This is a genomic window from Arthrobacter sp. QXT-31, from assembly GCF_001969265.1.
GTDB lineage: Bacteria > Actinomycetota > Actinomycetes > Actinomycetales > Micrococcaceae > Arthrobacter.
The window spans coordinates 331,382-353,835 of sequence record NZ_CP019304.1 but is presented as its reverse complement, the minus strand read 5'-3'; the positions used below and the strand labels follow the sequence as shown (position 1 = coordinate 353,835).

At 67.0% G+C, this 22,454-nt stretch carries 19 protein-coding genes; 15 read left to right on the top strand and 4 right to left on the bottom strand.

Features of this window, described 5'->3' with window-relative positions; genetic code table 11:
• Positions 1 to 23 precede the first annotated feature (23 nt).
• From BWQ92_RS01775 to BWQ92_RS01765, 3 genes are read left to right on the top strand one after another with little or no spacing between them, the layout of a single operon-like run.
• The gene (locus BWQ92_RS01775; protein ID WP_076797961.1) at positions 24 to 737 is read left to right on the top strand and encodes a DUF3710 domain-containing protein; all 714 of its coding nucleotides are present in this window, start codon (positions 24 to 26) and stop codon (positions 735 to 737) included.
• A complete protein-coding gene (locus tag BWQ92_RS01770) occupies positions 730 to 1,059 on the top strand; it encodes an OB-fold nucleic acid binding domain-containing protein (RefSeq protein WP_076797960.1) in 330 nt (109 codons plus the stop codon). Before BWQ92_RS01775 ends, BWQ92_RS01770 begins: the two co-directional genes overlap by 8 nt.
• Positions 1,056 to 1,811: a DUF3159 domain-containing protein gene (locus tag BWQ92_RS01765; RefSeq protein WP_076797959.1), complete on the top strand. Its 756-nt coding sequence runs from the start codon at positions 1,056 to 1,058 to the stop codon at positions 1,809 to 1,811. Before BWQ92_RS01770 ends, BWQ92_RS01765 begins: the two co-directional genes overlap by 4 nt.
• On the opposite strand, the gene BWQ92_RS01760 is transcribed toward BWQ92_RS01765, so the two are convergent.
• On the bottom strand, positions 1,781 to 2,533 hold the full coding sequence (locus BWQ92_RS01760; RefSeq protein WP_076797958.1) for a potassium channel family protein: 753 nt from the start codon (positions 2,531 to 2,533) through the stop codon (positions 1,781 to 1,783). The two genes, BWQ92_RS01765 and BWQ92_RS01760, sit on opposite strands and share 31 nt — an antisense overlap.
• The gene (locus BWQ92_RS01755; protein ID WP_076797957.1) at positions 2,534 to 3,205 is read right to left on the bottom strand and encodes a potassium channel family protein; all 672 of its coding nucleotides are present in this window, start codon (positions 3,203 to 3,205) and stop codon (positions 2,534 to 2,536) included.
• A gap of 95 nt (positions 3,206 to 3,300) precedes the next feature.
• Here BWQ92_RS01755 and BWQ92_RS01750 point away from each other — a divergent pair, with 95 nt between their 5' ends.
• The 12 genes from BWQ92_RS01750 (at position 3,301) to BWQ92_RS01695 (ending at position 18,686) form a co-directional block, all read left to right on the top strand.
• Positions 3,301 to 5,277, top strand: a complete 1,977-nt coding sequence (locus BWQ92_RS01750) for an APC family permease (protein WP_236783079.1) — start codon at positions 3,301 to 3,303, stop codon at positions 5,275 to 5,277.
• Positions 5,274 to 6,653 carry a class I SAM-dependent RNA methyltransferase gene (locus tag BWQ92_RS01745; RefSeq protein WP_076797956.1) on the top strand — a complete coding sequence of 460 codons (1,380 nt, stop codon included), beginning with the start codon at positions 5,274 to 5,276 and terminating at the stop codon, positions 6,651 to 6,653. Before BWQ92_RS01750 ends, BWQ92_RS01745 begins: the two co-directional genes overlap by 4 nt.
• A gap of 150 nt (positions 6,654 to 6,803) precedes the next feature.
• Positions 6,804 to 9,629, top strand: a complete 2,826-nt coding sequence (locus tag BWQ92_RS01740; RefSeq protein WP_076797955.1) for an aconitate hydratase — start codon at positions 6,804 to 6,806, stop codon at positions 9,627 to 9,629.
• Positions 9,630 to 9,805: 176 nt separating this feature from the next.
• Positions 9,806 to 11,779: a 1-deoxy-D-xylulose-5-phosphate synthase gene (gene dxs / locus BWQ92_RS01735; protein ID WP_076797954.1), complete on the top strand. Its 1,974-nt coding sequence runs from the start codon at positions 9,806 to 9,808 to the stop codon at positions 11,777 to 11,779.
• Positions 11,776 to 12,336: a DUF402 domain-containing protein gene (locus BWQ92_RS01730; protein WP_076797953.1), complete on the top strand. Its 561-nt coding sequence runs from the start codon at positions 11,776 to 11,778 to the stop codon at positions 12,334 to 12,336. The genes dxs and BWQ92_RS01730 overlap by 4 nt, the downstream gene beginning before the upstream one ends.
• Entirely contained in the window at positions 12,333 to 12,893 is a 561-nt protein-coding gene (locus tag BWQ92_RS01725) for a hypothetical protein (RefSeq protein ID WP_076797952.1), read from the top strand. Before BWQ92_RS01730 ends, BWQ92_RS01725 begins: the two co-directional genes overlap by 4 nt.
• A 66-nt stretch (positions 12,894 to 12,959) precedes the next feature.
• Positions 12,960 to 13,178, top strand: a complete 219-nt coding sequence (locus BWQ92_RS01720; protein WP_076797951.1) for a hypothetical protein — start codon at positions 12,960 to 12,962, stop codon at positions 13,176 to 13,178.
• A 99-nt stretch (positions 13,179 to 13,277) separates the two neighbouring features.
• Positions 13,278 to 14,255, top strand: coding sequence for an aldo/keto reductase (locus BWQ92_RS01715; protein WP_076797950.1), 978 nt, complete (start codon positions 13,278 to 13,280; stop codon positions 14,253 to 14,255).
• The gene (locus BWQ92_RS01710) at positions 14,255 to 15,292 is read left to right on the top strand and encodes a nucleoside hydrolase (RefSeq protein ID WP_076797949.1); all 1,038 of its coding nucleotides are present in this window, start codon (positions 14,255 to 14,257) and stop codon (positions 15,290 to 15,292) included. Before BWQ92_RS01715 ends, BWQ92_RS01710 begins: the two co-directional genes overlap by 1 nt.
• A gap of 134 nt (positions 15,293 to 15,426) precedes the next feature.
• Positions 15,427 to 16,248, top strand: coding sequence for a glycosyl transferase family 9 (locus BWQ92_RS01705; protein ID WP_076797948.1), 822 nt, complete (start codon positions 15,427 to 15,429; stop codon positions 16,246 to 16,248).
• Between the two features lie 18 nt (positions 16,249 to 16,266).
• Positions 16,267 to 17,130, top strand: coding sequence for an energy-coupling factor transporter transmembrane component T family protein (locus tag BWQ92_RS01700; RefSeq protein ID WP_157365082.1), 864 nt, complete (start codon positions 16,267 to 16,269; stop codon positions 17,128 to 17,130).
• Positions 17,127 to 18,686, top strand: coding sequence for an ABC transporter ATP-binding protein (locus BWQ92_RS01695; protein WP_076797947.1), 1,560 nt, complete (start codon positions 17,127 to 17,129; stop codon positions 18,684 to 18,686). Before BWQ92_RS01700 ends, BWQ92_RS01695 begins: the two co-directional genes overlap by 4 nt.
• A 102-nt stretch (positions 18,687 to 18,788) precedes the next feature.
• On the opposite strand, the gene BWQ92_RS01690 is transcribed toward BWQ92_RS01695, so the two are convergent.
• Both BWQ92_RS01690 and BWQ92_RS01685 read right to left on the bottom strand, forming a co-directional pair.
• On the bottom strand, positions 18,789 to 20,942 hold the full coding sequence (locus BWQ92_RS01690; RefSeq protein ID WP_076797946.1) for a 3-hydroxyacyl-CoA dehydrogenase NAD-binding domain-containing protein: 2,154 nt from the start codon (positions 20,940 to 20,942) through the stop codon (positions 18,789 to 18,791).
• 421 nt (positions 20,943 to 21,363) lie between these two features.
• Entirely contained in the window at positions 21,364 to 22,332 is a 969-nt protein-coding gene (locus BWQ92_RS01685; RefSeq protein WP_076797945.1) for an IS481 family transposase, read from the bottom strand.
• Between the last annotated feature and the right edge of the window lie 122 nt (positions 22,333 to 22,454).

The following is a 22,454-nucleotide window of genomic DNA, read 5'->3' as shown; positions in this document are numbered from 1 at the left end:
GATCACGACTAAGGAGACAACGCATGGTTTTTGGGCGGGGCAGGAAAGCCAAGAGGCAGGAATCGGCAGAGCCGGAGGACGTCCAGGAGGACGCCACCCCGGATTCCGCCGGGAAGGCTGCGGACGACCGCAGGGCCAACGGCCCCTTCGATGTTTCCGAGATCAGCAGCCGCGACGGTTATGTGGACCTCGGAGCCCTGCTCATTGCACCGCGCGACGGTCTTCAGCTCCGGCTTGAAGTCGAGGAAGCAACCCAGCGTGTCGTCGCCGTGACCATGGACCTGGAAGGGTCAAGCCTGCAGTTGCAGGCGTTTGCGGCGCCGCGCTCCGAGGGGCTCTGGGACGAGATACGGGAGCAGATCGGGCAGTCTGTCGGCGGCCAGGGCGGCCAGGTTGAGGAGATCCCGGGAGACTATGGCGTCGAACTCGTGGCCAAGCTGCCGGCCGGGGCCCCGGACGGCAGCCAGGGTTACCGGGTGGCCCGCTTTGTCGGCGTCGACGGCCCCCGCTGGTTCCTTCGCGGCGTTTTCGGTGGTGAGGCCGCGGTTGACCGTGAAGCAGCCGCCGGCCTCGAGGACCTGTTCCGGAAGATCGTGGTCATCCGGGGCGAGAACCCCATGCCGCCGCGCGATCTGCTGCAGTTGCGCCTGCCTAAGGAGGCAGGCGGCCCGGTGCCCCCTGCGGCTCCGGACTTCCAGCAGCCCGAACGCGGGCCGGAGATTACCCAGATTGGTTGACGCAGGCGGCCCGCAGGACCAGGCGGTCCCCATCCGCGGGCTGCCGGAGCGCGGGCGCGTCCTGTGCCACGGTTTTATCGAGTCGGTGACATACGCGCCCCCCTCGCAGGTGGCAGCCTTCACGGCCATCGTCTCGGACCACGACACCCGTCCCGCTGAGCAGCGCGGGCGGCTGCGGGTCATCTGGCTGGGCCGCCGGCGGATTCCGGGGATCGACGCCGGGACGGAACTCAGGCTCGAAGGCATGCTGACGGTCAAGGAAGGCATGCCCACCATGTTCAACCCCCGCTACGAGATACTGTCCCGCCAGGAGAACCAATGACTTTGCCCGAGAATCCCGAATCCGGACCGGGCCGCCAGGAGCCAAAGCCCGCGCCCGAGACGCCGGGCTTTGCCGGGCTGGCCGAGGACTACGCATCCAAGGCGGGGCTGCACCGCACTCATGACGGCCGCATCGACGTCCTCAAAAGCGCCGGCGGTTACCAGGGCATCGCCGAGAGTATCCTCCCGGGCCTGGTCTTCCTGGTCACCTTCACCGCCACCACTGCGCTCACGCCGTCGCTGATTGCCGCGCTCACCGCCGCCGCCGTCTTCACCGCGGTCCGGCTGGTCCAGCGCCGGCCGCTGACCCAGGCGCTGGCCGGCGTCGTCGGCGTCGGCATCTCCGCGTGGCTCGCCAACACCACGGGCAAGGCAGAGGACTTCTACCTTCCGGGGTTCCTGACGAACTCGGCCTACATTGTGGCGATGGTCATTTCCATCGCGGTCCGCTGGCCCGTCGCTGGCCTGTTGTTCGGGTTCATCCGGAACGAGGGCCTGGACTGGCGCAAGGACCCGGCCCGGGTCCGCGCCTACCGGCTGGGCACCTGGATCATCGTTGGTGTGCTGGTGCTGCGCCTCCTGGTGCAGGTTCCCCTGTACCTGATGGGGCCGGACGGGCTGGCGGCGCTGGCCACCACCAGGCTCATTATGGGTGCGCCGCTCTATATCCTCGGCGTATGGCTCGCCTGGCTCATCACCCGGCCCGCAGCGACGCCTGACGGTCAGCCGTCGAAGCCGTCGTCGTCGAGCTGATCTGACTGGCTGGGCTGGTCCCCGGTTGCCGCCGCCGCGGTCGCGGACTCCCGCCCCTCACCAGCGCCGGGTGACAGAAGTTCGCGCAGCTGGTTTTCGGCCGCGATGGTGGTGACGAAAAACAGTTCGTCGCCGCCGTCGATGACATCGTCCCGGCTGGGTGTAATGGGTGCCTGGTCGCGCAGGATGGCCACGAGCGTGGAGTCCTCGGGCCAATCGATATCGCCCACCGTCAGCCCGATGGCGTGCGAGTCGTGCGGCACCGTGAATTCGACCAGGGATGAGACGCCTGTCTGCAGGGTCAGCAGCCTGACGAGGTCGCCGATTTCCACGGCTTCCTCCACCAGGGCCGTCATGAGCTGCGGAGTATTAACGGCAACGTCCACGCCCCAGGCGTCGTTGAACATCCAGTCGTTCTTCGGGTTGTTCACACGTCCCACGGTGCGCCCGATGCCGAACTCGGTCTTGGCCAGCAGCGACACCACCAGGTTCACCTTGTCGTCGCCCGTGGCGGAGACCACCACGTCCGCGTCGTCGAGCTTCGCGTCCTGCAGGGTGCTCAGCTCGCAGGCGTCGCCCACCAGCCAGTGTGCCCCGCGCAGGCCGCTGCGTCCGATCACTTCAGGCTTGAGGTCGATGAGCAGAATCTCGTGCTTGTGGGCCAGCAGCTCACGGGCAATCGAGGAGCCTACGCTTCCGGCCCCGACGATGACGACTTTCACTTAGGACTCCTTGGCGGGTGCTTTGGCGAGGATGTGGGCCACCTCGGAAGTGCGGTCCACCCGCAGCATGGCGTGGACCGTATCGCCGTCCTGGTACGAGGTGCCCGCGGAAGGCAGCATCCCTTCGCCGAACCGGGTCAGGTAGGCCACCCGGACGCCGGCCACCTTTTCGATGGAGGACACGGGGTGGCCGACCCACTCGGGGTGGAGGTCGAGTTCGGCCAGGACGAGCCGGCCGGAGGGGTCCCGGAAGTCCCCCGCGAGGTGCTGTTCGGGAAGGATGCGGCGCAGCACCTGGTCGGCGCTCCAGCGCACCGCGGCGACGGTGGGGATGCCCAGGCGCTGGTAAATCTCGGCGCGGCCCGGATCGTAGATGCGGGCCACCACATGCGGTACGTGGAACGTCTCGCGCGCCACCCGCGTGGCCAGGATATTGGAGTTGTCGCCGCTGGACACGGCCGCGAAGGCATACGCCTCTGCGACGCCCGCCTGCTTCAGCGTGTCGCGGTCGAAGCCGATGCCGGTGACTTTCCGGCCGGTGAATCCTGAGCGGAGGCGGCGGAAGGCGCGGTCGTCCTGGTCGATGATGGCAACCGAATGGCCCGCATCCTCGAGCGTATGTGCCAAGGTTGCCCCGACGCGTCCACAACCCATGATCACGAAGTGCGCCACGCGGTTCTCTCCTCAACTCTCGCGGACTGCTCCGTAAGACTCTACCGCCGGAAACCTGCCATGACATCGCGTGCGAATCAGACTAGCTTTGTGTGGTGCTGACAATTCTGAATGCCGTGAAGCGCGTGCTGGTGGGAAGGCCTTTCCGGAACGACCGGATGGTCCACACCCTCCTGCCGAAGAGGATCGCGCTGCCGGTCTTCGCCTCGGATGCGTTGTCCTCCGTTGCCTACGCCCCGGATGAGATTCTCCTCACGCTGGCCTTGGCAGGCGTGAGTGCGGTGGCCTTTTCCCCGCTCGTGGGCCTCGCGGTCATGGTGGTCCTGCTCACAGTGGTGGCCTCCTACCGTCAGAACGTCCACGCCTATCCCTCCGGCGGCGGGGACTACGAAATCGCCAACGACAACCTGGGCAAGTACGCGGGGCTGACGGTGGCCTCCGCCCTGCTGGTGGACTACGTCCTGACCGTTGCCGTGTCCATGTCGTCCGCCGCCACCTACCTCACCACTGCCGTCCCCTCGCTGCACGGGCAGCAGGCGATGATTGCAGCAGTGGGTGTGGTGATTCTGGCGCTCGTCAACCTGCGTGGTGTCAAGGAAGCGGGCACCCTTTTCGCGGTCCCCACCTACATCTTTATGGCATCCATCCTCGGGATGACCGCCATCGGCATTTTCCAGGCTATGACCGGCCAGTTGGGGCAGGCACCCTCGGCTGCCTTCACGATCGTCCCTGCACCAGGCTTCGACGAGGGACTCGTAGGCCTGGCCGGCGCGTTTCTGCTCCTGCGCGCCTTCTCCTCCGGCGCCGCTGCCCTGACCGGCGTGGAAGCCATCAGCAACGGGGTGCCAAACTTCAAAAAGCCCAAGAGCAAGAACGCAGCCACCACGCTGCTGCTGCTCGGGATCATCGCCTCCGCCATGTTGGCCGGCATCATCTACCTGGCCAATGCCACCAAAGTGCACATTGTGCTGGACCCGGCCACCGAATTCCTGCTTAACGGACAGCCGCTGCCGGAGGGCTACATCCAGAACCCCGCCATCAGCCAGATCGCGCAGACCATCTTCGGTGCGGGGTCCCTTCCGTTCTACATCGTGGTCGCAGCCACCGGCACCATCCTGGTGTTTGCCTCCAACACGGCCTTCAACGGCTTTCCGGTGCTCGGTTCCATCCTTGCCCAGGACGGTTACCTGCCCCGGCAGCTGCGCACCCGCGGCGACCGGCTGGCCTTCAGCAACGGCGTGCTTGCCCTGGCGGCCGGGGCGCTGGTGCTCATCCTGTCTTTCAATGCCGACGTCACCAAGCTGATCCAGCTGTACATCGTGGGTGTTTTCATCTCCTTCACGGCCAGCCAGCTGGGCATGGTCCGGCACTGGGGCCGGCAGCTGAAGCTGGCAAAGGACAAAGCCGTCCGGCGCCAGATGATCAAGTCCCGCACCATCAACATGATCGGCTTCGGCATGACCGCGCTGGTGCTACTGATCGTGCTGATCACCAAGTTTGAGCAGGGCGCCTGGATTGCCCTGCTTGCCATGTTCGTGCTGTTCCTCATCATGTGGAGCATCCGCGCCCACTACGACAATGTGGCCAAGGAACTGGCGGTCGACGAGGATTCCTCGCCGCGTGCCCTGCCCACCCGCGTGCATGCAGTGCTGCTGGTGTCCCACGTCCGCAAGCCCGTGCTCCGGGCGCTGGCGTATGCGCGTGCTTCCCGGCCCTCGCGGCTGGACGCCATCACGGTGGACATCAACGCCGAGGACACAGCGCACACCCTTGCCGACTGGGAAAAACTCGAGATCCCCGTTCCGCTGACCGTCCTCGCCAGCCCCTACCGCGAGACGGTCACGCCCATCATGGACTACATCAAGAACATGCGCCGGGACTCGCCCCGGGACCTGATCGTGGTCTACATCCCCGAGTATGTGGTGGGCAAATGGTGGGAGCAGCTGGTGCACAACCAGACAGCCCTCCGCATCAAGACCCGGCTGCACTTTGAGCCCGGCGTCATGGTTGCCAGCGTTCCCTGGCAGCTCAAATCATCCGAAGAAGCCAAGAGACTGCAGGACATCCAATGAGCCCGGACACCCAGACCACTTCCACCGGACTCGAACTCGTGGTCGACATCGGCCCCGTGGCCCACGGCGGACACTGCGTGGCACGCCACGAGGGCCGCGTGGTCTTCGTCCGCCACGGCATCCCGGGGGAGCGGGTGCGCATCCGGCTCACCGACGCCGAAGAGAAGGCCAAGTTCTGGCGCGGGGACGTGGTGGAAGTGCTGGACGCTTCGCCTGACCGCGTCCCGCACTTCTGGCGGACCGCCGATTCCGCCAGCTCCTGGGCGCACGGCCGCCCGCCGGTCGGCGGCGCCGAACTTGGCCACGTGTCGCTGCAGCGCCAGCGGAGCCTCAAGTCTGAGGTGCTGGCCGAACAGCTCCGGCGGCTGGCCGCCGTCGAACACTCCCCGGAGGTGGAAGCGGTCGGTGAGGCAAAAGCCGGACCTATGGAAGGTGCCGGAGTAAAGGACGACGGCGGGACGGGCCTTGGGTGGCGCACGCGCGCCAGCTTCGGCGTCACCGGCAGCGGCCGGCTGGGCATGCATGCCCACCGCTCCGACCAGGTGATTCCCATCCAGGAAATGCCGCTGGCCATCGACGGAATCAACGCCCTGCGGCTGTGGGATGTGGACCTGCAGGGCATCGAGCGGGTGGAGGTGGCTGCTCCCGCCAACGGTTCACGGCCGCTGGTGCTGCTCGCCCCCGCCCCCGGAACCCGGGCCAAACGCCTGAACTCCATCCTGTCCCAGCTCCCGGCGGACGTGTCCGTTGCCAGCTACGATCCGCTCAAGAACGAAACCCTGCAGCTCCGCGGCCGGACCTGGGTGCAGGAGTCCGCGGCCGGCCACGACTACCGGGTCACGGGGGCGGGCTTCTGGCAGATCCACCGCGATGCTCCGGACACCCTGGTCAGTGCCGTCACTGAGTTCCTGCACGACGGCGGGTTCCTGGAACCCGGCGCTGCGGTCGCCGACCTCTACGCGGGGGCAGGCCTGTTCACTGCGCCGCTGGCCGATGCGGTGGGGGAGACCGGGTCCGTTCTGTCGGTTGAGGGCGCCCCGGGAACCAGCCGGGACGCGCGGAAAAACCTGCACGGCGCGCCGCAGGTGGAGATCGTGCAGGGCAAGGTGGAGCGGGTGCTCCGGCAGCGGCCGCGCCTGTTCGACGCCCTGGTGCTGGATCCGCCGCGCGCCGGCGCGGGCAAGGCGGTGGTCGGCCAGCTAATTGCCTCAAACCCCCGGGCCATTGCTTATGTTTCCTGCGACCCGTCGTCGTTCGCCCGTGACATCGGTTACTTCCAGCAGGGCGGCTGGCAGCTGTCCGGGCTGCGGGCCTTTGACCTGTACCCGCACACCCACCACCTGGAGACGGTGGCACTGCTGACTCCCCGTGGCTGATGCCACTACTATGGGCCCTGTAGTCCCCCGTCGCGCCCGTGTTCCCGGCTGACCATGCAATACGTTGCGACCGGCACTAATTAGGGTGCCCTAACTAGCAAGCGGTCTACCGCGCGACAAAGATGAAACTGTTGCGAGAGGAGTCCTGCGATGAGCACTGTGGACAGCTTCGGTTCAAAAGGCAAACTTGATGTTGCCGGAACCGAATACGAAATTTTCCGGTTGAACTCCGTTGAAGGTTCAGAAACCCTTCCGTTCAGCCTTAAGGTACTGCTTGAAAACCTGCTGAGGACCGAGGACGGCGCGAACATCACCGCCGATCACGTTCGCGCCCTGGCAGGATGGGACCCGAATGCCCAGCCCGACACCGAAATCCAGTTCACGCCCGCCCGCGTGATCATGCAGGACTTCACTGGTGTCCCCTGCGTGGTCGACCTTGCCACCATGCGCGAGGCCGTCAAGGAGCTCGGCGGCGATCCAAAGAGGGTGAACCCGCTTGCTCCGGCCGAGATGGTCATCGACCACTCCGTCCAGATCGACGTTTTCGGCAACTCCGGCGCACTGGAGCGCAACATGGAGATCGAATACCAGCGCAATGGTGAGCGCTACCAGTTCCTGCGCTGGGGCCAGACCGCGTTCGACGACTTCAAGGTTGTCCCGCCGGGAACCGGCATTGTGCACCAGGTCAACATCGAATACCTGGCGCGCACCATCATGACCCGTGAAGTCAATGGCGCCCTGCGCGCCTACCCCGACACCTGCGTCGGCACCGACTCCCACACCACCATGGTCAACGGCCTGGGCGTGCTCGGCTGGGGCGTCGGCGGCATCGAAGCCGAGGCTGCCATGCTGGGCCAGCCGGTCTCCATGCTGATCCCGCGCGTTGTCGGCTTCAAGCTCAGCGGCAGCATCCCTGCCGGCGCCACCGCCACCGACGTGGTTCTCACCATCACCGAGATGCTCCGCAAGCACGGCGTGGTGGGCAAGTTCGTGGAATTCTACGGCGAAGGTGTTGCCGCGGTGCCGCTGGCCAACCGTGCCACCATCGGCAACATGAGCCCGGAATTCGGCTCCACCGCTGCCATGTTCCCGATCGACGACGTCACCCTCGACTACCTGCGCCTCACCGGCCGGTCCGAGGAAAACGTTGCGCTGGTTGAGGCCTACGCCAAGGAGCAGGGCCTCTGGCACGATCCTTCCCGCGAACTGCGCTTCTCCGAGTACCTCGAGCTGGATCTGTCCACCGTGGTTCCGTCGATCGCCGGCCCGAAGCGTCCGCAGGACCGCATCGAGCTGACCGACGCCAAGGACGAGTTCCGCCACGACCTCAAGAACTACGTCACGCACGACGCCGACGCCGGCACGCTGGACGAGTCGCTGGAGGAGTCCTTCCCGGCTTCCGACCCGCCCTCCTTCACCACCGGCGGCACGCACGTGACCGACACCGACCGCGTTCCGCCGAAGTACTCGGCCGCGCACGGCGCCGAGGGCCGCATCTCCAGCCCCGTCTCCGTGAAGATGGAAGACGGCCGCGAGTTCGACATCGACCACGGCGCCGTGACCATCGCGTCGATCACCTCGTGCACCAACACGTCCAACCCCTCGGTCATGCTTGCCGCCGCCGTGCTGGCCCGCAACGCCGTGAACAAGGGCCTCACCGCCAAGCCGTGGGTCAAGACCTCCGTTGCCCCCGGCTCCAAGGTGGTCACCGACTACTACGAGAAGTCGGGCCTCACCCCGTACCTGGAGAAGCTCGGCTTCTACATCGTCGGTTACGGCTGCGCCACCTGCATCGGCAACTCCGGCCCGCTGGAAGCCGAGATCTCCGAGGCCATCCAGGCCAACGACCTCGCCGTCAGCGCCGTGCTCTCGGGCAACCGCAACTTCGAAGGACGCATCAACCCGGACGTCAAGATGAACTACCTGGCCTCCCCGCCGCTGGTCATCGCCTACGCCCTGGCCGGTTCAATGGACTTCGACTTCGACACCGATGCCCTGGGCAAGGACGAAGCCGGCAACGACGTCTTCCTCAAGGACATCTGGCCCAACCCGGTCGAGGTCCAGGAAGTCATCGACTCCTCCATCGACAAGGAGATGTTTGCCAAGGGTTACGAGGGCGTCTTCGAGGGCGACGACCGCTGGAAGGCGCTCGACACCCCCGCCGGAGACACGTTCGCCTGGGACGAGAAGTCCACGTACGTCCGGAAGCCCCCGTACTTTGAGGGTATGAAGGCCCAGCCGGAGCCGGTCCAGGACATCACCGGTGCCCGCGTGCTGCTCAAGCTCGGCGACTCCGTCACCACCGACCACATCTCCCCGGCCGGTTCGTTCAAGTCGGACACCCCCGCCGGCCAGTACCTGCTGGCCAACGGCGTGGAGCGCAAGGACTTCAACTCCTACGGCTCGCGCCGTGGCAACCACGAGGTCATGATCCGCGGCACGTTCGCGAACATCCGCATCAAGAACCAGCTCCTGGACGGCGTGGAGGGCGGCTTCACCCGCGACTTCACCCAGGCCGACGGCCCGCAGGCCTACGTCTACGACGCCGCCCAGAACTACCAGGCAGCCGGCACCCCGCTGGTGGTCCTGGCAGGCAAGGAGTACGGCTCCGGTTCGTCCCGTGACTGGGCAGCCAAGGGCACGGCGCTGTTGGGCGTCAAGGCCGTCATCGCCGAAAGCTACGAGCGCATCCACCGCTCGAACCTGATCGGCATGGGGGTCCTGCCGCTGCAGTTCCCGGCCGGCGAGTCCGCCGCGACGCTCGGCCTGACGGGCACGGAAACCTTCGCCGTGGAGGGCGTCACCGCCCTCAACGAAGGCACCACGCCCAAAACCCTCAAGGTCACCGCCACCGCCGAGGACGGCTCCACCAAGTCGTTCGATGCAGTGCTGCGCATCGACACCCCGGGTGAAGCGGACTACTACCGCAACGGCGGCATCCTGCAGTACGTTCTGCGCCAGATCTCCGCTAGCTAGCGGGTTCCTGCCGGGGGCAACCCCTGCAGACAGCGCGGGAGAAGCCCCGGCCGGTCAGCTGACCGGCCGGGGCTTCCTGCGTTCTCGCCTCTACTCCCTAACGGCCGGCGCTGCCTGACTACCCGCCCGGAGGCGTTAGAGTTAATGGGCATGTCTACCAGCCGAAGGAGGGGCCGTTGGGAATCTTGGAGACCATCCGGAATCCGCAGGACCTGAGCAAGTTGTCCGCGGCGCAGCTGGCGCAGCTCGCCGCCGAGATCAGGGAATTCCTGATCGGCAACGTCTCCCAGACGGGAGGGCACCTGGGTCCCAACCTCGGCGTCGTCGAACTGACCATGGCCGTGCACCGGATCTTCGATTCGCCCCGCGACAGCATCGTCTTCGACACCGGCCACCAGTCGTACGTTCACAAGCTCCTGACCGGACGGCACGACTTCAGCACCCTCCGCCAGCAGGGCGGCCTGTCCGGCTACCCTGACCGCGCAGAGTCGGAGCACGACATCGTCGAAAGCTCCCACGCCTCATCCTCGCTGTCCTGGGCCGACGGCATTTCCCGCGCACGTCAGCTCACCGGAGACGGTGACCGGTACGTTGTCGCCGTCGTCGGTGACGGCGCCCTCACCGGAGGCATGGCCTGGGAAGCCATCAACAACATCGCGGCCGACAAAAAACGCCGTGTCGTGATCGTCGTGAATGACAACGGCCGCTCCTATGCCCCCACCGTCGGCGGCTTTGCCGATTACCTGGCGTCCCTGCGCCCCACCATCGACTCCCTGCGTGCCGCCCCCGCCTACGAAATTGCGCTGGACTGGTGGAAGAAAAGGCTCCAGAACGGCGGACCGGTCGGCCAGTTCACCTACAAGAGCCTGCACGCCATGAAAAAGGGCATCAAGGACTGGTGGGCCCCGCAGGGCATGTTCGAGGACCTCGGCATGAAGTACATCGGCCCCGTCGACGGCCACAACCTGCAGGCTTTGGAACACGCCCTGTCCACGGCCAGGAATTTTGCCGGGCCGGTCATTGTGCACGCCATGACCGAGAAGGGCCACGGGTACGCCCCGGCCCGGGCGCATGAAGCGGACCAGTTTCACGCCGTCGGAATCATCGACCCCGAAACGGGCGAGCCCGCCGACGCCAGCGGCGCGAAGTCGTGGACGTCGGTCTTCGCTGATGAAATCGCGGACATCGCCGACGAGCGCAAGGATATTGTCGGCATCACCGGCGCCATGCTCATCCCGGTCGGGCTGCACAAGTTCGCGGCACGGTACCCGGAGCGCGTGTTCGACGTCGGCATCGCCGAACAGCACGCCCTCACCTCCGCGGCGGGCATGGCTTTCGGCGGGCTCCACCCGGTGGTGGCGGTCTACGCCACCTTCCTCAACCGGGCCTTCGACCAGCTGCTGATGGACGTCGCCCTGCACAAGGCGGGCGTCACCGTTGTCCTGGACCGCGCCGGCGTCACCGGTCCCGACGGCGCCAGCCACCACGGAATGTGGGACATGGCCATGGTCCAGATCGTTCCCGGCCTGCACCTGGCCGCGCCGCGCGACGCCACCAGGCTGCGCGAGGAACTCCGCGAGGCCGTAGCCATCGAGGACGCCCCCACCGTCATCCGCTATTCCAAGGGAACGGTCGGCGCCGAGGTCGAGGCCATCGAACGGCTCGACGACGGCGTTGACGTGCTGTCCCGCCGCCCCGCCGGATCCACCGAGAACGATGTTCTGATCGTCAGCGTGGGCGCCATGTCCGAACTCGCCCTGAACGTCGCCAACCGGCTGGGCGCGCAGGGCATCAGCTCCACCGTCGTCGACCCCCGCTGGGTGCTCCCGGTCCGGAAGTCGATCATCGCCCTGGCCGCCAGGCACCGCCTCGTCATCTGCATCGAGGACGGCGTCCGGGCCGGGGGAGTCGGATCGAGGATCCGCCAGGAGATGCGCGCCGCCGGTGTGGACACCGCCCTGAACGAGGTGGGCCTGCCGGTGGAATTCCTGGACCACGGCAGCCGGAGCCAGGTGCTGGAGCGGGTGGGCCTGACCGCCCAGCAGATCACCCATGACGTCGTGGCCCAGGTCCTCGGAACCAAGGTCCCGTTCGCGCGTCCGCTGCCCGGCCAGGAACACCCCACCACCGGAAGCCTGCCCAAACTGTGAGGGAGCCCGATTCCCGGCAGCCTGTGTCTCTGCAACCCGGCGAACTGGTGGTGTCCCGGAACCGCAAATGGGACGGCTCGGCACACTGGGTGGTGCCCGGCAGGTACCTGGGGGAGGACCGGCACGGCTGGTGGATCTTCCAGCCGGCCAATGAGTTCTGCTCCCGGCCCGGTGCCGCCTTCTACACGGCATCCGATGCCGTGCTTCTCGTTCCGCGGACCGGCGAGTACGTGGTCACCTTCTATGACGACACCTGTCCGGGCGACTTCCGCGTCTACGTCGACCTGGCCACCGGGCACGAGTGGCGCAGGATCAAGCCCGGCGTGACGGAATTCCATGTGATCGACATGGACCTCGACGTGATCCGCTCGGTGACGCGCGGTGTGTTCATCGACGACGAGGACGAGTTCGCCGAGCACCGGCTGCATATGGAGTACCCTGAGACGCTGGTCCGCTCCATGCAGGCGGAATGCGATGCACTGTTCCTTGCCGTCAAGGGCCAGGAAGCCCCCTTCGACGGCACCGACACCACCTGGTTCACGAGAGGACGGGCATGAGCGGAATTATCCGGGTCTACAAGCGCGACGACGAAGGAACGCTCCTGTTCCGGGAAGCCTGGTACGACGAGGACTACGGGCAGTTCGTCATGAACCACGGCGCCGTGGGGCACCAGAGCAAGACCCAGGAGACCGACGTGCCGGACGCCGAGGCTGCCGAGCGCCTAATGGACGCGTTCGAGATGGCCTGCACGGAGGACGGCTACGCCGAGATTCCGGACGAGGAGCAGTACTGGGTGGTGGCCCAGTACGCGCTGAAGACCCGGGAGGGCACCAGCCGGGACCGTTACCTGGAGGAAAAGGCGAAGGATGCGCTTGCCGGCCACCTGGCCTGGCGCGGCCTGGGCATCGTGGACCGCTCGGAATTCAGCGACGCCAAGCTCAACATCTTCTGCCTGTGCCCGGACGTGAACAAGGCCGTGAATGCGATCAAGGTCTGCATCCGCGGCGAGGACCTGGACTTCACCAAGCTGAGCATCGGCGCCGCCCCGTTTAGCGACCTTTCCGCCCTCAAGCTCAAGCATTCGCCCAAGCAGGTGACCGGCTTCACCCTCTAAAACCGCTTCATCCTTCAGAACCGCTTCATCCTCAAAGCAGTCCAAGCACAAGGAAGGCAGAACGTCATGACAAAGAAGTCAGCCCAGCCCGGCCGCACGCCGCTTCCGCGGGGCCTCGCCTCGCCTGACCGCAGGATCCTCGCCCATTCCGGTATGGAGTCCCTCGAGCAGGTGGCACAGTTTGGCCGCCGCCAGCTGGCGGCACTGCCCGGCATCTGTCCGCGGACCCTGGCCCAGCTCCAGGATGCACTGGAGGAGCACGGCTTGGAGTTCGCCTCTGCCTGAGCAGGATCTTTTCCTGAGCAGGATCTCTGCCTGAGTGGCGTCCCTGCCTGGGCAAGACCTCGGCCCAAGCCGGCCGGTGGGCCGTTATAGGGTGAGTCCATGACTGAATACCGCCGTCTTGGAAAATCCGGACTGACCGTCTCCGTCGTGGGCCTCGGCTGCAACAACCTGGGCCGGGCAAACACGGTGACCGAATCGCAAGAGGGGACGGACGCCGTCGTACATGCCGCCCTCGACGCCGGGGTGACCTTGTTCGACGTGGCGGACACCTACGGCCGCGAACCGGGCCTCAGCGAAACGATGCTGGGCAAGGCCCTGGGGTCCCGGCGCGACGACGTGGTGGTGGCCACCAAGTTCGGCATGGACATGCGCGGAGCCAACGGCCAGGACTTCGGCGCGCGCGGGTCGCGCCGCTACATCGTCCGGGCGGCAGAGGCCTCGCTGAGGCGGCTCGGCACCGACTACATCGACCTGTACCAGTTCCATACGCCCGACCCCCTGACGCCGATCGAGGAGACCCTGGACGCGCTGAACGACCTCGTCAGCAGCGGCAAGGCGCGCTACATCGGCCACTCAAACCGTGCCGGCTGGCAGATTGCTGAGGCCGAATTCGTAGCCCGCGCCCGGGGCGGTGCGCGGTTCGTCTCCGCGCAGAACCACTACAACCTCCTGGACCGCCGGGCCGAGCAGGAGGTCACTCCGGCCGCCGAGGCCTACGGGCTGGGCGTGCTGCCCTACTTCCCGCTGGCCAACGGCCTCCTGACCGGCAAGTACGCACCGGACCAGGCGCCCGCCGGATCCCGCCTCAGCCACACCCGGACCAACCTGGTGCACGACGCCGACTGGCAGCAGCTGAAGGCGTTCAGCGCGTTCGCAGCCGCCCGCGACCTGACCGAAGTGCAGGTGGCCTTCTCCTGGCTTGCGGCGCAGCCATCCGTCAGCAGCGTGATCGCCGGCGCCACCCGTCCGGAGCAGGTCCGGCAAAATGCCGAGGCAGTGGCCTGGGTCCCGGACCGGGCCGAACTCGATGAACTGGACGCCATCTTCCCGCAGACCCCCAAGGTGGCCCTGTTCTGATGCCGTCCATCCTGATGGACGTGGACACCGGGATCGACGACGCCCTCGCGCTGGTCTATCTCGTGTCCCGGCCGGAGGTCCGGATTGAGGCGATCACGTGCACGGCCGGCAATGTGGGCGCCCGCCAGGTGGCGCTGAACAACCTCGCGCTGCTGGAGCTCTGCGGCCGCTCAGGCACTGAAGTTGCCGTGGGCGCCGAAGTCCCGCTGGAGATCCCGCTGGTCACCACCGAGGAGACCCACGGCCCGCAGGGGATCGGCTACGCCGAACTCCCGCCGCCGCGGCAGGAGATCTCACCGCGGCATGCCGTGGATGTGTGGGTGGAAACGGTCCGGGCACGTCCGGGGGAGGTCACCGGGCTGATCACGGGTCCGCTGACCAACTTCGCGCTGGCGCTGCGGGCGGAGCCGGACCTTCCCAGGCTGCTCAAGGGACTGGTCATCATGGGCGGCTGCTTCAACTACCAGGGCAATACGACGCCGACGGCGGAGTGGAACGTTTCGGTGGACCCGCACGCCGCCGCGGAAGTGTTTGCCGCCTACAGCGGACTGCCGGAGGAGAAACTTCCGGTGGTGTGCGCCCTCGAGACCACGGAACGCATTGAACTGCGCCCCGAGCACCTGCAGAAGCTCTCCGAGGCCGCCGGAGCCGGACCGGAACTCGTGCTGCCCGACCAGCCCGAAGGGCAGCGCAGCCGCTCAGACAACCCGCTCGTGGCGTGCCTGTCCGATGCCATCCGCTTCTACATGGAGTTCCACAGGCTCTACGACCAGGGCTACATCGCGCACATGCACGACGCCTTCGCCGCTGCTGCGGCCATCCGCCGCACCCCGTACGGCGCGCGGACCGCCACCGTGCACGTGGAGACGCAGTCGCCGCGGCTCGTCGGGACTACAGTCGCCGATTTCCGGGGCATCTGGAAAGAGCCGGCCAATGCCAGGATCGTCACCTCCAACGACCCCGAGCAGTGTTTCGCCGAACTGATCTCCTCGGTGGGCGCGCTGGCCGCCGCGGTGGGGAAGCGCACCCCAGGCTAACGGGCCGTAGCAGGGTGTGTCCCGGGGTCGGTAGGATGGTAGGCGCGCCAAGGTGACATAGGCGCCTGCTTCCGCGCACGCGGAACTTCACGCCCCGGGTGCGGGACCCGCCGTCTTCAGCTTAAGGATCCACCATGTCACAGCCGTCCCTGACCCTTCCTCCGGCCGACGGGAAAGCCGTCCGCCGCCGCAGGCTCCTCGAACTGCTGGGCGCCGCTTCAATCGCCGCCACCTTCGTGTTCCTGGTCCTGACTCAGCCGGCAGACATCGCGGGCGGGCTCGGCAGCGTTTCCTCGCTCGTCGCGCTGGGCGGCTTCCTGCTCGGTGCGCTCCTGCTGATCGTCGGCGTGCTGCCCACCCTGCCCACCTCCACCGTGGTGCTCATCCCCGTGGCCCTGGTCCTGAACATTGTGCTTGGACAGCTCATGGGCACCAGCGGCCTGCCGTTCTACCTCGACTCCATCGGCACCGTGCTCATCGCGGTCCTGGCCGGCCCTGCCGCCGGCGCCGCCACCGGTGCCCTGAGCAGCATCGTGTGGTCGTTCTTCAACCCGACCGTACTGCCGTTCGCTGCCGGCGCTGCACTGATCGGCTTCCTGGCCGGCCTGGCCGCGCGCTACGGGCTGTTCCGCCGGTTCTACCTGGCCCCGGTTGCCGGCTTCGTCACCGGCATCATCGCCGGCGTGGTGTCCGCACCGATTGCCGCGTTCGTCTTCGGCGGCACGTCCGGCGTCGGCACCGGTGCGATCGTCAGCGCCTTCCGGGCCATGGGCGACACCCTGCTGGCCGCCATCACCAAGCAGGCCCTGATTTCCGACCCCATGGACAAGGCCATCGTCTTCGCCATCGCCGCCATGCTGGTCTACGCGCTGCCCCGGCGCACCACGTTCCAGTTCCCGTTCGTCCGCCGCTTCCGCGTCCTGGCCGGCAAGGAGCCGGCCGCGCGGAATTCCTGATCCCGGAATCCCGTCCAGGTGGCCGCACGCCTCAATCCGCTGACCACGCTGATGGCAGCTGCCGCCGTCCTGGTGATAACGACGGCGGCCGCCAGTTGGGCGGTATCACTCGCCGTGGCAGCCGGTGCAGTGCTGCTCGCTGCCGCTGCGGGCACCGTCCGGCGTGTGCTGCTGGCTGCGGCCGCCATCGTCGTGCCCTTCTGGCTTTCACTGCTGCTGATCCACGGTCTCTTCTTTCCGGAGGGTCGCACGGTGCTGGCGAGCTGGGGTCCGGCGCGGGTCACGGCCGAAGGGCTGAGCTTCGCGCTGGAGATGGGGCTCCGTACCGCCGCCTTCGTCCTGGTTTTGATGGTGTTTTCCTTCAGTGTCAGAGTCCCCGAACTCGTGGCCGCGCTGGCTGCCCGCCGGGTCCCGCCGCAGGTCTGCTATGTGATGGCCTCCACGCTGCTGCTCGCCCCGTTGGTCGCGGCGCGGCTGGAGAAGGTTCGCCAGGCCCAGGAGTCGCGCGGGCTCGTGGTGGGACGGGGACCCGGCAGCAGGGCTGCGGCCATCCGGCTGCAGATGGTCCCGCTGGTACTGGGCCTGGTCCACGACGCCGGCACCAGGGCACAGGCTCTCGATGCCAGGGGATTCAGGAGCGCAGGTCCCCGGACCAGCTACACGGAGGTCCGCGATTCACCCGCCCAGGCGGCCTTTAGGATTGTCGCTCTCCTGGTTGCGGTCGCGGCCATAGTTTGGCGCATCGCTGAGTCGCTTTCGGCCGGATCAGTGTCCGCCGGATCCCTGGCTGCACTGTCCCTGTCCGGCCTGTCCCTGTCCGACCTGTCCCTGTCCGGACTGTCATTGTCCGGCCTGTCCCTGCCAGTCGGTGGGCCCGGATGATTGCAGACAGGACTGCCGCAACCACGCTCGTGGCCTCCATCGCCCTGTTTTCCTACCACGGGGCTTCCGTGCCGGGGCTGCATGGGGTGGATGTGACTGCCGGGCCCGGCACGCTGACTGCAGTGCTCGGCGGTTCCGGCAGCGGAAAGTCCACGCTGGGGCGGCTCCTTGGTGCCTGGTTGCTTGGCGGGCGGGACGGAACCCTGGCAGGGAGCCTGCAGCTGGAGGTGGCCGGGCAGCCCGTCAGCGACCGTCCGCTGTCCTTTACCGGAGCGCCGGATGATCCGCGGATCGATCCCGGGGCCTGGGCACGGCACGTCGGCTACGTGCCGCAGGATGCAGCGTCCATGCTGTCGGCCGTTCGCGGAACAGTGGAGGAGGAGCTCGCCTTCACCCTGGAAAACCGCGGAGTTCCGCGCGAACAGATGCGGCGCACCGTCGTCGATATTGCGCGGCGGACCGGACTCGAGGGTCTCCTGCAGCGGGATCCCGCAACCCTGTCCGGGGGAGAGCTTCGCCGCCTGGCTGTCGGCTGCGCTGTGGTGGACGATCCGGGCATCCTTGTGCTCGACGAGCCGCTCGAGTCCCTGGACCAGGCCGGCATCCGGACCGTTGTGCAACTGGTCCATGCGGAGCTGGCGAGGGGTGCCGCCGTCGTGGTGCTGAGCCAGCACGCCGACCTGCTGACCCGCGCCGCGGAGCGCTGGCTGATCCTGAAGGAGGGGAACGTGACGGCCGAGGGGCCGCCGGCCCGGGTGCTGGAGGGAGGGGCGCTGGCTGAGTCCGGCGTCGTCATCTCGTCCCCGGAATCGGAGGCGGCCGGTCCTGCAGCAGTTCCGCTTGCCGTTGCAGAGGCTGCCGCCGGAAGCACTCCGGCTTTGGAACTGGCAAATGTGGCCTTCGGTTTCGGGGCCGGGAAGACGCCGTCAAAGGACGGCCTGCTTCTGCAGGACAGCCTGCTCCTGCAAGGCGTGGACCTGCAGGTGCTGCCCGGGGAAGTCGTGGCCGTGACCGGGCCCAACGGGGCCGGGAAGTCCACGCTGCTCCGGCTCCTCAACGGACTCCACCGGCCGCTTCGCGGTGACATCCGGGTGGCGGGCGAGTCCATCGCCGGTGTTCCCACCGGGCTGGTGGCCCGGAGGTTGGGGCTCCTGTTCCAGCATCCCCATGACCAGTTGTTCGAGCGGACTGCGCTGCGGGAGGTGCTGTTCGGGCTGGACCGCATCTTCGGTGCGGGTGCGCCGGAGCGGGCAGCGTCAGCCCTGGCCGCCGTTGGCCTTGAAGACAGCGAAAGCACCCACCCCCATGAGCTGCCGGCTTCCGGGCAGAGGCTGCTGGCGTTGGCGACCGTCCTGGCGCGCGAACCGTCGGTGCTCGCGCTCGATGAACCCACGGTTGCCCTGGACGCCCACGGCCTGGCGCGGCTGACCGCCGCCGTGTCAGCGGCAGCCGGCCGCGGCGCCGCCGTCGTAATGGTGACGCACGACTTCGCGTTCGCCCAGGCCCATGCCCACCGGCTGCTCAGGCTCGACGGCGGCCGCCTCCGGCCCTGCTGAAGCGCGAACGTACACTTGGGGCCCTGCTGGAGCGCGAACGTACACTTGTGGCCCCTTCCGGAGGGGCCACAAGTGTACGTTCGCGCTGGATCTGGGGCTGGATCAGGACCGGGATGCCACGCCCGGCGGGAGGAAGCGCTTGCCGTTGACGCGCGCCGAGGCTCCCACCCTGTCGAGGTAGGGGGTGATGCCGCCCAGGAACAGTGGCCAGCCGGCACCCAGGATCATGCACAGGTCGATTTCCTGGGGTGCGGCCACCACACCTTCTTCAAGCATCAGACCGATTTCTTCGGCAAGGGCGTCCTGGGTCCGGCGCAGCACTTCCTCCGCGGTCGACGGCGTGCTGCCGAAGGACATCAGGGCCGAGGCGGCAGCCGGGATTTCCTGTCCGCCGTCCTCCCCGGGCGCCCACAGGGACCTGATGCTGTTGTCGACAAGTTTCTGCAGGTTCTGTGAAACCGGGAAGCGGTCGCCGAAGGCCGTGTGCAGGGATTCCTGCACGTGCTGGGCCACCGGCAGTCCCACCATGGCGAGGAGGGTGAACGGCGTCATGGGAAGGCCCATGGGGCGTAGCGCGGTATCCGCAACATGGGCTGGCGTGCCCTCGTCGAAGGCGGCCGTGACCTCGCCCAGGAGCCGCAGCAGAATCCGGTTGACCACGAAGGCCGGGGCATCCTTGACCAGGACCGCTGTCTTTTTCAGGCCCTTGGCGAGTTCGAACGCGGTCGCGAGTACGGCGTCGTCCGTCTTCGGTGCCCGGACGATTTCCACGAGCGGCATCACGGCCACAGGATTGAAGAAGTGGAAGCCCACCAGGCGCTCCGGGTGCCGCAGGTCTGCGGCCATGGCGGTTACGGACAGGGAGGACGTGTTCGTGGCAAGGATGCACTCCGGCGAGACGAGGGCCTCCAGCTCGGCGAACACCTGCTTCTTGACGTTCAGTTCCTCGAACACCGCCTCAATGACGAAGTCGGCGTCTTCAAACGGCTCCTTGGAAACAGACCCCGTGACGAGCGACTTGGCTTTGGCGGCGGGCTCACTGCCCAACCGGCCTTTCGCCACCAGTTTGTCCACTTCGCTGTGGACGTAGGCGACTCCCTTGTCCACGCGGTCCTGGTCGATGTCGGTCATGACCACGGGAACGCCGAGCTGGCGGGCGAACAGCAGGGCGAGCTGGCTGGCCATCAATCCTGCGCCGACCACGCCGACCTTGGTGACAGGCCGGGCGAGTTCGCGGCCGGGCGCTCCGGCGGGCCGCTTGGCACGTTTCTGCACGAGGTCAAGGAAGGCGTAAACGGTGGCACGGAACTCGTCGGTCTGCATAAGGCCGGCGAGCGTTTCGCATTCGAGCGCAGCCGACTCCGCCTGGGTCATGGTGCGGTTCGCCGTCATGATGTTGAGCACTTCGGCCGGTGCCGGTGAGGCATTCGACGTCTTGGCCTCAACGTATGCGCGGCCGGAAGCCACGGCATCCGCCCAACGAGCGGCAACTGCGGGGTCGGCGGGATCGACGGCGGCGGGCCGTTCCACCGCCGTGCCCCTCACCACGCCGGCGGCCCAAGCGATCGACTGGTCCAGGAAGTCCTCCGGCTCGAACAGCGCATCCGCGATGCCGAGCTGAAATGCGTCGGTGCCGGAGAGTGTGCGGTTGTTGTTCAGCGCGTTCTCGATCATTACCTTGACGGCGTTTTCCGGCCCGATCAGCCGTGGAAGAAGGTATACGCCGCCCCACCCCGGCACCAGTCCAAGGTAGGCCTCGGGAAGCGCCAGCGCACCGGCGGCAGTGGAAACAGTGCGGTAGGTGGATTGCAGCGCAATCTCCAGGCCCCCGCCCAGGGCCACACCGTTGATGAAGGCGAAGCTGGGGATGCCCAGGTTGGCCAGGGTGGAGTAGACCTCGTGGCCCAGTTGGGCCATCCACAGGCCGTGCTCCCGTTTCTGCAGGGACGTGACCGCGGACAGGTCGGCGCCGGCGACGAAGAAGTTCGGCTTGCCCGTCACGCCAACCGCCGCGATCTCACCGGCGGCCGCCCGCTCGCGCAGCCCTTCGAGGGCAGTTCCCAGTTCGACCAGCGAATTGGGGCCCAGAGTAGTGGGCTTCGAATGATCCAGCCAATTGTCGAGGGTGATCAGGGCGAGGACGCCGGCGCTGGCAGCGCCGTCCGCGGCCGGGAGCTCAATGTCCTGTACGGAGGAATGGGTGACTGTCTCATCCGGGAAGAGATCGGCAAGCTTGCGGAAATCTGCGGCACTCATTCTGTGGCTCCTCATTGAGACGGGGGCGCGGTCGGTGCCGGACAGCCCAACTGTCCGGCACCGGGCATCGGTGAACACAACGTTACTCGCGAGTAATATCAGCTGCAACAGGTACGATGGGTGGCTTGATGGCGGCATTCATCTGGACGCAGGCGCCCTTCCAGGCTGCAGTGGATGATGGCCAGTCAGGCCGTGGATCTACGGGCAGTGCCGGTTCAAAACTGCCGTCAAGAGCTATCGGGGTCTCGAACCGGTCAAGAGCTTCCGAAGGTACGGGGCCTTGCTGATTGACCAGGCCTGCGTAGCCGTCGATCCCGTCGAAGTCATGGGGATCGCGGCGCAGCCCTGGAGGTTGCCGAACCGTGCGGTAGTAGTGGAGACGGAGCAGCAATAGGGCGGACGGAACGCCACCAATGGCCGTCTAGCTGTATTGACCTGAGAGGTTGGTGACGCGGCTGACCGGTGTCTGACCTTTGAGGGCGGTGTGGGCTCGGTGGTGATTGTAGGCATGGAGCCAGTCGGGGAAAGCGGCGACACGCTCGGCCTCTGAGCGGTACGGGCGGATGTAGGCCCATTCCTCGAGCATGGTCCGGTTGAAGCGTTCGACCTTGCCGTTGGTTTGTGGCCGGTAGGGGCGGGTGCGTTTGTGCTTGATGTCCGGGCCCAGGGCTTCAGCGAAAGCGCGGGACCGGTAGCAGTTCCCGTTATCGGTCAGGACGCGCTGGACGGTGATTCCGTGGGCGTTGAACCAGGCATTGGCCCGGGACCAGAAGGCTGCTGCTGTTTCCTTTTTCTCGTCGGTGAGGATCTCGCTGTAGGCAAGACGTGAGTGGTCATCGACGGCGTTGTGGAGGTAGTGATAGCCGGGCCGGCGGTTGGCCGTGGTGCCGGTCTTGTTCTTCCACCCGGCGGTCCTGCCCAGGACCCGGTGTCCGCCGCCATTGGGGATACGGCCGAGCTTTTTGATGTCGACGTGGACCAGGTCCCCGGGCTTGTCGTGTTCGTAGCGGCGGATCACCCTGCCGGTGCCGCGATCGAGCCAGGCCAGTTTCGCGAGCCGGTAGCGGGACAGCACACGATGGACGGTGGAGGGGTGGATGCCCAGCAGATAACCGATCCTGGCAGGGCCCCACCGGCGGTTCACACGGAGGGCGATGATCCGCCGCTCGGTACGCGTGGCAGTCCGCCGAGGCGAAGAGTGCGGGCGGCTGGAGCGGTCCTCCATTGCTTCCGGTCCATGCTCGCGGTAGCGCTCAGCCCAGCGCGCAGCGGTCGGGACCGAGACCTGGAACCGTTCCGCGGCCCGGCGCAGACTCCAACATTGGTCAACGACACACTGCGCGAGCTGCAGCCGGCCACGGGGCGTCAGAAGAGCGTTAGGGTGGGACATGAAGACCTCCGTGCGTGGAATTGGACTCTAGACAAGCCCCACTCCACCCGGAGGTCTTCTTCATGTCACCGAACCACGCCGAGCGTCACTAACGTCCGTGGTCAATACATCTAGCGGCGTGT

Coding starts and splice junctions, on each gene's coding strand:
- BWQ92_RS01705 (WP_076797948.1), top strand. CDS start 15,427: ATGTCACAGCCGTCCCTGACCCTTCCTCCGGCCGACGGGAAAGCCGTC.
- BWQ92_RS01695 (WP_076797947.1), top strand. CDS start 17,127: ATGATTGCAGACAGGACTGCCGCAACCACGCTCGTGGCCTCCATCGCC.
- BWQ92_RS01690 (WP_076797946.1), bottom strand. CDS start 20,942: ATGAGTGCCGCAGATTTCCGCAAGCTTGCCGATCTCTTCCCGGATGAG.
- BWQ92_RS01725 (WP_076797952.1), top strand. CDS start 12,333: ATGAGCGGAATTATCCGGGTCTACAAGCGCGACGACGAAGGAACGCTC.
- BWQ92_RS01775 (WP_076797961.1), top strand. CDS start 24: ATGGTTTTTGGGCGGGGCAGGAAAGCCAAGAGGCAGGAATCGGCAGAG.
- BWQ92_RS01765 (WP_076797959.1), top strand. CDS start 1,056: ATGACTTTGCCCGAGAATCCCGAATCCGGACCGGGCCGCCAGGAGCCA.
- BWQ92_RS01720 (WP_076797951.1), top strand. CDS start 12,960: ATGACAAAGAAGTCAGCCCAGCCCGGCCGCACGCCGCTTCCGCGGGGC.
- BWQ92_RS01715 (WP_076797950.1), top strand. CDS start 13,278: ATGACTGAATACCGCCGTCTTGGAAAATCCGGACTGACCGTCTCCGTC.
- BWQ92_RS01710 (WP_076797949.1), top strand. CDS start 14,255: ATGCCGTCCATCCTGATGGACGTGGACACCGGGATCGACGACGCCCTC.
- BWQ92_RS01740 (WP_076797955.1), top strand. CDS start 6,804: ATGAGCACTGTGGACAGCTTCGGTTCAAAAGGCAAACTTGATGTTGCC.
- BWQ92_RS01685 (WP_076797945.1), bottom strand. CDS start 22,332: ATGTCCCACCCTAACGCTCTTCTGACGCCCCGTGGCCGGCTGCAGCTC.
- BWQ92_RS01745 (WP_076797956.1), top strand. CDS start 5,274: ATGAGCCCGGACACCCAGACCACTTCCACCGGACTCGAACTCGTGGTC.